An 11,955-nucleotide genomic window follows, 5' to 3' on the forward strand; every position below is an offset into this window, starting at 1 on the left:
CTCCTTGCGCGAATCGACAGTCCGTTTGCGCAAGCATAACAGGCCCAGGGGCACTTGGCCCCGGGGCCCATCAGGTTGCTCAACCGCGATCGACGGAGGTTACGCCGCCGCGCGCCAGGCGCCGGCGCAGCGTCTCGGCCGCCTTGACCATGTTGGCCAGCGCCGGCTCCACCTCGGCCCAGCCGCGGGTCTTCAGCCCGCAGTCGGGGTTGACCCACAGCCGGTCGACCGGGATGCGCTCGGCGGCCTTCTCCATCAGCGCCACCATCCAGTCCACCTCGGGAATGTTCGGCGAGTGGATATCGTAGACTCCGGGGCCGATCTCGTTGGGATAGGCGAAGTCCTGGAAGGCATCCAGCAGTTCCATGTCGGAGCGCGAGGTCTCGATGGTGATCACGTCGGCGTCCAGGGCGGCGATCGAGCCGATGATGTCGTTGAACTCCGAGTAGCACATGTGGGTGTGAATCTGGGTGGCGTCATCGGCCACCGCCGCGGTGAGCTGGAAGCACGCCACCGCCCAGTCGAGATAGCCCTGCCACTCGGCCTGGCGCAGCGGCAGCCCCTCGCGCAGCGCCGGCTCGTCGATCTGGATGGCCGCGATACCCGCGGCCTCGAGGTCCGCCACCTCGTCGCGCAGGGCCAGGGCGATCTGGCGGCAGGTGGTCTCCCGGGGCTGGTCGTCGCGCACGAAGGACCACTGCAGGATGGTCACCGGGCCGGTGAGCATGCCCTTCATGGGCCGCTCGGTGAGCGACTGGGCATAGTCGCTCCAGCGCACCGTCATGGGCGCGGGGCGGGCCACATCGCCGACGATCACCGGCGGCTTGACGCAGCGTGAGCCGTAGCTCTGCACCCAGCCGAAGCGGGTGAAAGCGAAACCGTCGAGCTGCTCACCGAAGTACTCGACCATGTCGTTGCGCTCGGCCTCGCCGTGCACCGGCATATCGATGCCCAGCGCCTCCTGGCGCGCCACGGTGGCGGCGATCTCCTCGCGCATGCGCGCCTCGTAGGCTTCCCGGTCGAGCTCGCCTGCCTTGTAGGCGCGACGCGCGGCGCGGATCGCCACGGTCTGCGGGAAGGAGCCGATGGTGGTGGTGGGAAACAGCGGCAGGTCCAGCTTGCGCCGCTGGGCCCGCGCCCGCTCGGGGTAGGCGCTGTCGCGGCGGGTATCGGCCTCGCTCAGCCGGGCCAGGCGCTCGGCCACCGCCGGCCGGTGGATGCGCGCCGACTCGCGGCGGGCATCCAGGGCCGCAGTGGCGGCATCCCGGCGGGCGCGGTCGGCGTCGTCGGCCCGGCCATCCAACAGCCGCGCCAGGGTCACCGTCTCGTCGAGCTTCTGGCGGGCGAAGGCCAGCCAGCCCTTGAGCTCGTCGTCCAGCTCGGTCTCGGCGGCGAGATCCACCGGCACATGCAGCAGCGAGCAGGAAGGAGCGATCCACAGCCGCTCGCCCAGGCGCATGCGTGCCGACGCCAAACGTTCGTGCAGCGCCGCCAGGTCGGCCCGCCAGACGTTGCGGCCGTCGATGGCCCCCACCGAGAGCACCTTGTAGCCGGGCAGGTTGTCGATCACCGGGGTCAGCTGCTCCGGTGCGCGCACCGCATCGATATGCAGGCCGTCGACCGGCAGGTTGACCGCCAGCTGCAGGTTGTCGCCCAGTCCGCCGAAGTAGCTGGCGACGAGCAGTTTGACCGGGGCGCTGCGCAGCAGGTTATAGGCGGCCTCAAAGGCCTGCTTCCACGCCTGGGGCAGGTCCTGGACCAGCGCCGGCTCGTCGAGCTGCACCCACTCCACGCCCTGCTTGGCGAGCCGTGTCAGCACCTCGCCGTAGACCGGCAGCAGCGCCTCGAGCAGCGACAGCCGATCGAAGGCGTCGCCGCCCTTTTCCTTGCCCAGCCACAGCCAGGTCAGCGGCCCGATGAGGGTCACCTTGACCGGATGGCCGGCCGCGCGGGCCTCCTCCACCTCGTCGAACAGCCGGCTGCTGGCCAGGCGGAAGGTCTGCCCCGCATGCAGCTCCGGGACCAGATAGTGGTAGTTGGTATCGAAGTACTTGGTCATCTCGCAGGCCGCGGCGGGCTCGCCGCGGGGCGCCCGCCCGCGGGCCATGCGGAACTGAGTATCCAGGTCGACCTCGCCACGGGCGATCTCGTCCTCGGCGCCGAAGCGCGGGGGCACCGCCCCCAGCAGCGCGCTGACGTTGAGCACCTGGTCGTAGAAGGCGAAGTCGCCGACGGTGACCAGATCGAGGCCGGCGTCGCGCTGTGCCTGCCAGTGGCGGGCACGCAGCTCGTGTCCCACGGCTTCCAGCCCCTCCCGGTCGAGGCCTCCCTGCCAGTAGCTTTCCAGGGCCCGTTTCAGTTCACGATCGCCGCCGATGCGCGGATAGCCGGACACATGAGCCAATGTCATAATGATGTCTCTTTTGCATGAGTGATGGAGCAGAGTCTCGCTGGCCACCTCTGGTGAATCAAACTAAACTTTCTAATTAAAAACATGAGGTGATTTCATACGATGCTGGAACTGCGCCATCTCCGCACCCTGGTCGCCCTGCGCGATGCCGGCTCGCTGGTGGAAGCCGCCGAGCGGGTTCATCTCACCCAGTCGGCGCTCTCCCACCAGATCAAGGACCTGGAAGAGCGCCTGGGCAGCCCCCTGTTCGTGCGCAAGACCCGGCCGGTGGAGTTCACCCGCGCCGGCCAGCGGCTGCTGGCCCTGGCCGAACAGGTGCTGCCCCAGGTACGCATGGCCGAACGCGACCTGGCGCGGCTGGTCGGCCACGAGCCCGGCCGGCTGCACATGGCCATCGAGTGCCACAGCTGCTTCCAGTGGCTGATGCCGACCATCGACCACTTCCGCGATCACTGGCCGGAGGTAGAGGTGGATATCCCCGGCGGCCACCACTTCGACCCGCTGCCGGCGCTGGCCCGCGAGCAGCTCGACCTGGTGATCACCGCCGACCCCCAGCCGCTGGCCGGGGTGCACTACGAGCCGCTGTTCCGCTATCAGGGGCTCCTGGCGGTGGCCCGCCAGCACCGCCTGGCCGACCGCGGCTTCGTCACCCCCGAGGAGCTCGCCGACGAAACCCTGATCACCTACCCGGTGGAGCACTCTCGGCTGGATGTCTTCACCCAGTTCCTCGACCCCGCCGGGGTGCGCCCGCGGGAGATCCGCACCGCCGAGCTGACCATCATGATGATGCAGCTGGTGGCCAGCGGCCGCGGCGTCTGCGCACTGCCCAACTGGGCGCTGACCGAGTACCTGGAGCGCGACTACGTCAAGGCGGTGGCGCTGGGCGAAGAGGGGGTGTGGAGCACGCTGTTCGCCGCCATCCGCGAGGAGAGCCGCGACCAGCCGTGGATGGAGGATTTCCTGCGTACCGCCCGCGAGACCTCCTTTGCGGTGCTCGAGGGCATCAGGCCTGCCTGACCGTGGGTGCCGGCTGGGGCAGCAGCAGCGAGAAGCGCCCGCCGCCGAGCTCCGCGCTGTCGTCGACCAGGACGCTGCCGCCGTGCCAGGCCATGATCCGCTCGACGATGGAGAGCCCCAGGCCGTAGCCACCCGAGTGGCGGGTGCGGCTGTCGTCGAGGCGGGCGAAGGGCTTGAAGATGACCTGACGTTCGCTTTCCGGCACCCCGGGGCCGTCATCCTCGACGTCGAAGCGCACCACGCGCCGCTCCGCCGTGATCCGCACCAGCACCCGCGACTGGGCGTGGCGACAGGCGTTGGCCACCAGGTTCTGCAGCGCCCGCTGCAGGTAACGCGGCTCCGCCAGGACCTCAGCCTCCTCGCCGGGCGCCAGCTCGATCCGCAGCTGGCCGTGCAGCGGGGCCAGGGTCTCGATCACCCGCTGGGCCATGGTCCGGCACTCCACCGGACTGCGCTCCAGCTCGGCGCCGTTGGCGATGCCGCTGTCGAGCTGGGCATAGGTGAGGATCTCGTCGATCAGGTGGTCGAGCTCCTCGATGTCGCCGTCGATGCCCTGCAGCTGGCGATGCACCGCCGGGTCGTCGGTCATGTCCTCGACCATCTGCATGGCGAAGCGGATACGAGCCACCGGGGTGCGTAGTTCGTGGGACACCGCGCGGATCATCTCCTGCTGGGCGCGCAGCAGTGACTGCACCTGGACCGCCATGGCGTTGAAGGCCATGCCGACCCGGCCCATGAAGCCGCCACCCTCGACCTTGACCCGGGTGTCCAGGCGGCCGCCGGCGATCCGTTCGGCGGCCAGCTCCAGCCGCGTCAGGCGCGCCTCCACCCCCCGCACGATCAGGTAGATGGTGCCGGCCAGCCCCAGCAGGATGATCACCGCCAGCAGCAGCGTCAGTGTCAGCGGCATCGGCTCGAAGGCGTGCAGCGGCCCGACCTGCACCCACTGCAGCGGGCCTGCGGCGGCGGGCAGGCGCAGGTAGAGCGACATCGCCCAGCGCTCCGGCAGCAGCCGGATCACCACCTCGGCGTCGTGGAGCCGTTCGAGCTGCCTACTGTCGAGGCCCTCGGGCGGCTCGTCGCTGAGGGTCAGCGGAATCGCCGAGGTCTGCAGCACTTCCAGCCGCTCGAGGCGCCTCTCTCCCTGCACACTGACCAGCCAGTCGCCGAGCATCTCCGCCAGGCCCAGCAGCTGGTGCTCACTCAGGCTGGCCAGGCTGGCACTGAGGAGCAGCGGCTCACCGGGCAGCCGGCGATACAGCTGCCAGCCCTGCTCCCCCACCTGGCTGACCAGGGTGCGGCCAGCCGCGAGTCGCGAGCGTTCGAAGTAGTTCAAGGGGTAGGCGTCGAAATCGTGCAGCGAGAAGCGGATATCGAGGCGCTCCTGCTGCTCGGCGAGCCAGGCGTCGCGCGGTTCGGCAGGCAGCTCGGACAGCTGGGCCGTGAGCAGCGCCATGGGCGCCACCGCCAGCTGCTCGTGGTAGTGCTCGCGGCGCACGTGATCGACCATCAGAAAGCTCGCCACCGCCAGGCCGCCGCTGAGCAGCAGCGCCAGCGCCAGCGCCAGGTAGACGCGCAGGAAGGAGCCGTCTGCCAGGAATCGCTGCATGGGCTCAGCCGTCCTTGACGAACAGGTACCCCTTGCTGCGCACCGTCTTGATCCGGTGCGGATGGTTGGGGTCGTCGCCGATCTTGGGGCGGATCCGCGAGACCCTCACATCGATGGAGCGGTCCTGGCCGTCGTACTTGATGCCGCGCAGATCGCTGAAGATCTCTTCACGGGTCAGCACCCGGCCGGCGTTGCTGGCGAGCAGCCACAGCAGGTCGAACTCGGCGCTGGTCAGGTCGATACGCTCGCCGGACAGCCAGGCCTCGCGGGTGGCGCTGTCGATCTCCAGGTTGCCGAAGCTCAGGCGCGCGTCAGCGCTGGGTTCGGCGACATCGGTGCGACGCAGCAGGGCGCGCATGCGCGCCAGCAGCACCCGCGGCTGCACCGGCTTGGGCACATAGTCGTCGGCCCCCATCTCCAGCCCCAGCACCTGGTCCATGTCGTCGGTGCGCGCGGTCAGCATCAGGATCGGGCCGGCATAGCTGGGCCTGGCACGGCGGCAGATCGACAGGCCATCCTCACCGGGCAGCATCAGATCGAGAATTACCAGATCCGGCTGCAGGGCCAGAATCTGATCGACGCCGCGAGCGCCGTTGGCTTCGACCGTGACCCGAAACCCGTTGGCTTCCAGGTAGTCGCGGGTAAGCCCAGCGAGCCGCTCGTCATCCTCGATGATCAGCACATGCTCCCTGTCGCTTTGTTCCAGGTTGTCGTCCATCCTTTCAATCCCCGAACTGGGCCGTCGTTTACGGAAACACTGCCCAAATGCCTACACGAGCGAATCGCTGCGTTGCGCGGTGCGCGGAATCCTCACATATACCCCATATGCTCCGGTTCCTGTGCGCCGTGCGCCTTGCGCTTCATCTCGCTCGGCGATTTGCTCAGCGCTTCCTTAGGTAATCGGGACGTTACATCCCGTCATCAATATGTTCAGGATACCCGAAAAGCGCCCTTTCGCCTGCCCAGGACTGCATCTCATTGCCCCAAAGCGCCATCGCTGCGTGTCGGCCACCAGCCGCACCGCTGCCGGCTTCCCGCCTGCCCCGCGAAGTCTGCCCACAGGAACGCCAAGACGCTGCACAGCTCACCCACAGCTTATCCACTTGATGATCGGCAAAACACACACTATCTTGTGCCCATTCATACAAACACCACAAGATGATGTGCACCTAACAACCGACAGCGCGACTGTCAACGCCCATCATCCCCCTGACTTTCAGCCTCAGCCCAAGAGGAAGGGATCAACTCCCATGGAACAGCTTCACTCCCCCGACGCCCCCGACCTGTCGATCACCGCCCCGCAGACCCTGCGGGTCATCAAGCGCACCGGCGACGTAGTCGCCTTCGACGTCGGTAAGATCGCCGTGGCCATGACCAAGGCCTTCATCGCCGTGGAGGGCGACAACGCCGCCACCTCGTCGCGGGTCCGCGACTTCGTCGCCCAGGCCTCCCACGGCATCGCCGAGACCTTCCAGCGCCGCCTGCCCGACGGCGGCACCGTGCATATCGAGGACATCCAGGATCAGGTGGAGCTGGCGCTGATGCGCGCCGGCGAGCAGAAGGTGGCCCGCGCCTATGTGCTCTACCGCGAGGAGCATGCCCGGGCCCGTGCCGCCGCCGGCGACGCTATCGCCAAGCCACATCCGACGCTCAACGTCACCCTGGCCGACGGCAGCACCCGCCCGCTGGACCTGGGGCGGATCGAGACCCTGGTGTTCGACGCCTGCGCTGGGCTCGACAACGTCGACCCCTGCCACATCGTCGAGGAGTCGCTGAAGAACCTCTACGACGGCGTCACCGTCGACGGCGTCTCCCAGGCGCTGATGATGACCGCCCGCACCCTGGTGGAGAAGGACCCCGACTACACCTACGTCACCGCCCGCCTGCTGCAGGACAACCTGCGCCGCGAGGCGCTGTCGTTCCTGGGGATCGCCGAGGAGGCCACCTTCGGCGACATGGCCGAGCTCTACCAGCCGGCCTTCCTGGCCTACGTGGCCAAGGGCATCGAGTTCGAGCAGCTCGACCCGCGGCTTGCCGAGTTCGACCTGGAGCGGTTGGGCGCGGCGCTGGACCACAGCCGCGACAACGCCTTCACCTACCTGGGCCTGCAGACCCTCTACGACCGCTACTTCATCCACCGTGACGACGTGCGCTACGAGCTGCCCCAGGTGATGTTCATGCGCGTGGCCATGGGCCTGGCGCTCAACGAGGACGACCGCGAGGCGCGGGCCATCGAGTTCTACGAGCTGCTTTCGCGTTTCGACTACATGGCCTCCACCCCGACGCTGTTCAACGCCGGCACCGTGAGAAGCCAGCTCTCCTCGTGCTACCTGACCTCCGTGCCCGACGATCTGGACGGCATCTACAGCGCCATCCGCGACAACGCCCTGCTCTCCAAATGGGCCGGGGGGCTGGGCAACGACTGGACCCCGGTGCGCGCCCTGGGCTCCTACATCAAGGGCACCAACGGCAAGAGCCAGGGAGTGGTGCCCTTCCTCAAGGTGGTCAACGACACCGCGGTGGCGGTGAACCAGGGCGGCAAGCGCAAGGGGGCGGTGTGCGCCTACCTGGAGACCTGGCACCTGGATATCGAGGAGTTCCTCGAGCTGCGCAAGAACACCGGCGACGACCGCCGCCGCACCCACGACATGAACACCGCCAACTGGGTGCCGGACCTGTTCATGAAGCGGGTCTTCGACGACCAGGAGTGGACGCTGTTCTCGCCCTCCACCTGCCCGGACCTCCACGACCTCTACGGCGCCGCCTTCGAAAAGCGCTACGCCGAGTACGAGGAGATGACCCGCACCGGCCAACTCAAGCTCTACAAGCGGGTCAAGGCCAAGGACCTGTGGCGCAAGATGCTCTCGATGCTGTTCGAGACCGGCCACCCCTGGATCACCTTCAAGGACCCCTGCAACCTGCGTAGCCCCCAGCAGCACGCCGGGGTGGTGCACTCCTCCAACCTGTGCACCGAGATCACCCTGAACACCTCGGTGGACGAGATCGCCGTGTGCAACCTGGGCTCGGTCAACCTGGCCCAGCACGTGGTGGACGGCGAGCTCGACGGCGACAAGCTCAAGCGCACCGTGCGCACCGCCGTGCGCATGCTCGACAACGTCATCGACATCAACTACTACGCGGTGCCCCAGGCCAGGCGCTCCAACTTCAAGCACCGCCCCGTGGGGCTCGGCATCATGGGCTTCCAGGACGCCCTCTACGCCCAGGACATCGCCTACGCCAGTGAAGCCGCCGTCGAGTTCGCCGACCGCTCCATGGAGCTGGTCAGCTACCACGCCATCGAAGCCTCCAGCGACCTCGCCGCCGAACGCGGCCGCTACGAAAGCTTCGAGGGCTCGCTGTGGAGCCAGGGCGTGCTGCCCATCGACTCCCTCGACAAGCTCAAGGTCGAGCGCGGCGAATCCTACCTCGAGGTCGACACCTCCACCACCCAGGAGTGGGGCCGGCTGCGCGGCAAGATCGCCGAGCAGGGGATGCGCAACTCCAACGTGATGGCCATCGCCCCCACCGCGACCATCTCGAATATCTGCGGCGTGACCCAGTCCATCGAGCCGACCTATCAGAACCTGTTCGTCAAATCGAACCTCTCCGGCGAGTTCACCGTAGTCAACGCCCCGATGGTCAACGACCTCAAGGCGCGCGGCCTGTGGGACGAGGTGATGATCAACGACCTCAAGTACTACGACGGCTCGGTGCAGCCCATCGACCGGGTGCCGGAGGACCTCAAGGCCAAGTACGCCACCGCCTTCGAGGTGGAGCCCAAGTGGCTGGTGGAAGCCGCCGCCCGGCGCCAGAAGTGGATCGACCAGGCCCAGTCGCTGAACCTCTACATCCAGGGCGTTTCCGGCAAGAAGCTCGACGTGACCTACCGGATGGCCTGGCTGCGCGGCCTCAAGACCACCTACTACCTGCGCGCCCTGGGCGCCACCGCGGTGGAGAAGTCCACCGTGGACCGCGGCACCCTGAACGCCGTGAGCAGCGGCAGCGCCCCCGCGCAGGGCGCCACCCCGGCACCGGAACCGCGCGGCATCGAGGACTTCCTGAGCGGCAAGGCGGGGGCAGGCTCCCGCGCGCCCAGCGCCTCCGATATCGACGAGCTGGGCTGCGAGGCCTGCCAATAAAGGGCCGAGGGCCGAGGGCCTAGCGAAAGGCGCCCCGGCTCAGGTGGCAAAGAGTAAACCTGAAGGAAATCGAAAATGCTGAACTGGGACGAGTTCCACGAAGACGACACCCCCGTCGCCGACAAGCCGGCCAAGGCCGCGCCCGCGCCGGCCCCCGCCGCCAAGGCGCCTGCCGCCGACGCCGTTGGCGAGTCCCTCGGCAGCTACCGGGCCGCCGAGAGCGACCGCCTGGCAAGGGCCCGCAAGTCCTTGGAAGAGCTCGACGTGGCCGCCGGTCTCGAGGAGCTGGAGATGGGCGCGGCGCGCATCGAGGTCGACGACAAGCAGATGATCAACGCCCGCGCCGACCTCAACCAGCTGGTGCCCTTCAAGTACGAGTGGGCCTGGCAGAAGTACCTGGACGGCAGCGCCAACCACTGGATGCCCCAGGAAGTGAACATGAACGCCGACATCGCGCTGTGGAAGAGCCAGGACGGCCTGACCGCGGACGAGCGGCGCATCGTCGAGCGCAGCCTGGGCTACTTCTCCACCGCCGACTCCCTGGTCGCCAACAACCTGGTGCTGGCGCTCTACCGCCTGATCACCAACCCCGAGTGCCGCCAGTACCTGCTGCGCCAGGCCTTCGAGGAGGCGATCCACACCCACGCCTACCAGTACTGCGTGGAGTCGCTGGGCATGGACGAGGGCGAGGTTTTCAATATGTACCGCGAGGTACCCTCGGTGGCCGCCAAGTCCGCCTGGAGCCTCAAGCACACCCAGTCCCTGGCGCGCCCCGACTTCCAGACCGGCACCCCGGAGACCGACCAGGAGCTGCTGCGCAACCTGGTGGCCTTCTACTGCGTCACCGAGGGCATCTTCTTCTACTGCGGCTTCAGCCAGATCCTCTCCATGGGACGCCGCAACAAGATGACCGGCGTGGCCGAGCAGTTCCAGTACATCCTGCGCGACGAGTCCATGCACCTGAACTTCGGCGTGGACATGATCAACCAGATCAAGATCGAGAACCCCCACCTGTGGACTCCCGAGTTCCAGGACGAGGTCACCCAGATGATCCTCGAGGGCACCGAGCTGGAGATCGCCTACGCCCGGGACACCATGCCCCGCGGCGTGCTGGGCATGAACGCGGCGATCATGGAGGAGTATCTCCATTTCATCTGCAACCGCCGCCTGGCCCAGATCGGCCTCAAGGAGCAGTTCCCCGGCGCCCAGAACCCCTTCCCCTGGATGAGCGAGATCATCGACCTGCGCAAGGAGAAGAACTTCTTCGAGACCCGGGTCACCGAGTACCAGGTGGGCGGCGCGCTGAGCTGGGACTGACGCCCACGCGAAGCGCATCACCTCGACAGGGCCGGCACCCGTTGGTGCCGGTTCTGCGCAGGTTCCGCGGCCATGGAGCCGCCCCAACGGACCCACCCACCCTGCCATGCCGGCCGATTGGACGCCCCCCGCCGGACTCGGTAGCCTCATATGGCAAACCACCCCGGCGCCGACAGGAGGGGCACCAGCATGCTAGGACTCAGGCACTTCGCGACGCTCTCGACGATCGGCCTGCTGCTCGGCACGCTGCTGTTCGCCGCCTCCCTGACCCCCAGCCTGCTGCCGCGCCCGCTGTACGCCCAGGGCGTCGTTTCCGGGCTGTCCTTTTCCGCCGGCTACGCCCTGGGGGTGGCCGGCCACTGGCTGTGGGCCTACCTGCATCTGCCCGAGCCGGGCCCGCGGCTGTCGCGATACATCACCTGGCTGGCCGCCCTGCTCTGCGGGCTGATCGCCATCGCCTTCCTGTGGCAGGCCTCCGAGTGGCAGAACTCCGTGCGCGCCCTGATGGGCATGGACGAGGTGCGCGGCATTCGCCCGCTGACCATCGCCCTGCTGACCCTGGCGGTCTTCACCGCGCTGCTGCTGCTGGCACGGCTATTCCGGCGCACCTTTCGCTTTCTTTCCCGGCGCCTGCAGCGCCATATCCCGCACCGGGTCTCCAACGTCATCGGCGTGCTGGCGGCGGCGGCGCTGTTCTGGTCGGTGATCGACGGCATCGTCTTCACCTTGGCGCTGCGCGCCGCCGACACCTCCTACCAGCAGGTCGACGAGCTGATGCAGGACGACCTGGCGCCCCCCGCGGACCCGATGACCACCGGCAGCGCCGACTCCCTGGTGAGCTGGGAGGCGCTGGGCAGCCGTGGACGCCGCTTCGTGTCGCGCACCCCCTCGGCGGAGGCGCTCAGCGACTTTTTCGGCGAGACGGCGCCCACGCCGATCCGCGTCTACGTGGGGCTCAACGCCGCCGAGACGCCGGAAGCCCGCGCCGAGCTCGCCCTGGAGGAGCTCAAGCGGGTCGGTGGCTTCGAGCGCAGCGTGCTGCTGCTGGCCACTCCCACCGGACGCGGCTGGCTCGATCCCCGCGCCCAGGACACCCTGGAGTACCTGCACCGCGGCGACATCGCCACCGTGACCGCCCAATACTCCTACCTGCCCAGCCACCTCTCGCTGGTGGTGGAGGGCGAGTACGGCGTGGAAAGCGCCCGGGCGCTGTTCGAGGCCGTCTACGGCCACTGGACGACGCTGCCCGAGGACGAGCGCCCGCGGCTCTACCTGCACGGGCTGAGCCTGGGCTCGCTGAATTCGGATCTCTCCTTCGATCTCTACGACATCATCGACGACCGTAAGCGGTCCATAAACCCCATCTTATGCAGCTGAATAGTGTCCGTCAGACTAGTGTCATCCGACACCAAGGAGGACACCATGACCGAACTGACCTCGACACAAGCCTTCTGGCTGGGCCA

The 11,955-nt window shown here is 67.9% G+C and carries 7 protein-coding genes; 4 read left to right on the plus strand and 3 right to left on the minus strand.

The genetic code is table 11. The features are described 5' to 3' along the window. Positions 1-79 precede the first annotated feature (79 nt). A complete protein-coding gene (gene metE, locus HOP52_RS12730) occupies positions 80-2,410 on the minus strand; it encodes a 5-methyltetrahydropteroyltriglutamate--homocysteine S-methyltransferase (RefSeq protein ID WP_238977765.1) in 2,331 nt (776 codons plus the stop codon). A gap of 102 nt (positions 2,411-2,512) precedes the next feature. On the opposite strand from metE, the gene HOP52_RS12735 reads away from it, so the two are divergent. Further along, entirely contained in the window at positions 2,513-3,427 is a 915-nt protein-coding gene (locus HOP52_RS12735; protein WP_238977766.1) for a LysR family transcriptional regulator, read from the plus strand. Here HOP52_RS12735 and HOP52_RS12740 read toward each other — a convergent pair. Further along, positions 3,414-5,036 (minus strand): ATP-binding protein, encoded by a 1,623-nt coding sequence (locus HOP52_RS12740; RefSeq protein WP_238977767.1) that lies wholly within the window; start codon positions 5,034-5,036, stop codon positions 3,414-3,416. The genes HOP52_RS12735 and HOP52_RS12740 overlap by 14 nt on opposite strands. 4 nt (positions 5,037-5,040) lie before the next feature. Then, positions 5,041-5,754: a winged helix-turn-helix domain-containing protein gene (locus tag HOP52_RS12745; protein WP_238977768.1), complete on the minus strand. Its 714-nt coding sequence runs from the start codon at positions 5,752-5,754 to the stop codon at positions 5,041-5,043. Positions 5,755-6,286: 532 nt separating this feature from the next. Between HOP52_RS12745 and HOP52_RS12750 the strand changes: the two genes are divergently transcribed. The 3 genes from HOP52_RS12750 (at position 6,287) to HOP52_RS12760 (ending at position 11,869) form a co-directional block, all read left to right on the plus strand. Beyond that, positions 6,287-9,175 (plus strand): ribonucleoside-diphosphate reductase subunit alpha, encoded by a 2,889-nt coding sequence (locus HOP52_RS12750; RefSeq protein ID WP_238977769.1) that lies wholly within the window; start codon positions 6,287-6,289, stop codon positions 9,173-9,175. 75 nt (positions 9,176-9,250) lie between these two features. After that, positions 9,251-10,492: a ribonucleotide-diphosphate reductase subunit beta gene (locus tag HOP52_RS12755; protein ID WP_238977770.1), complete on the plus strand. Its 1,242-nt coding sequence runs from the start codon at positions 9,251-9,253 to the stop codon at positions 10,490-10,492. 189 nt (positions 10,493-10,681) lie between these two features. Continuing rightward, on the plus strand, positions 10,682-11,869 hold the full coding sequence (locus tag HOP52_RS12760; RefSeq protein WP_238977771.1) for an alpha/beta-hydrolase N-terminal domain-containing protein: 1,188 nt from the start codon (positions 10,682-10,684) through the stop codon (positions 11,867-11,869). The last annotated feature ends 86 nt before the right edge of the window (positions 11,870-11,955 follow it).

Origin of the sequence: Billgrantia campisalis, assembly GCF_022341425.1 — a bacterium.
Lineage (GTDB): Bacteria > Pseudomonadota > Gammaproteobacteria > Pseudomonadales > Halomonadaceae > Halomonas > Halomonas campisalis.

Bases quoted from the DNA above. Each gene is read 5' to 3' on its own strand.
- metE (WP_238977765.1), bottom strand. From the start codon at position 2,410: ATGACATTGGCTCATGTGTCCGGCTATCCGCGCATCGGCGGCGATCGT.
- HOP52_RS12735 (WP_238977766.1), top strand. From the start codon at position 2,513: ATGCTGGAACTGCGCCATCTCCGCACCCTGGTCGCCCTGCGCGATGCC.
- HOP52_RS12740 (WP_238977767.1), bottom strand. From the start codon at position 5,036: ATGCAGCGATTCCTGGCAGACGGCTCCTTCCTGCGCGTCTACCTGGCG.
- HOP52_RS12745 (WP_238977768.1), bottom strand. From the start codon at position 5,754: ATGGACGACAACCTGGAACAAAGCGACAGGGAGCATGTGCTGATCATC.
- HOP52_RS12750 (WP_238977769.1), top strand. From the start codon at position 6,287: ATGGAACAGCTTCACTCCCCCGACGCCCCCGACCTGTCGATCACCGCC.
- HOP52_RS12755 (WP_238977770.1), top strand. From the start codon at position 9,251: ATGCTGAACTGGGACGAGTTCCACGAAGACGACACCCCCGTCGCCGAC.
- HOP52_RS12760 (WP_238977771.1), top strand. From the start codon at position 10,682: ATGCTAGGACTCAGGCACTTCGCGACGCTCTCGACGATCGGCCTGCTG.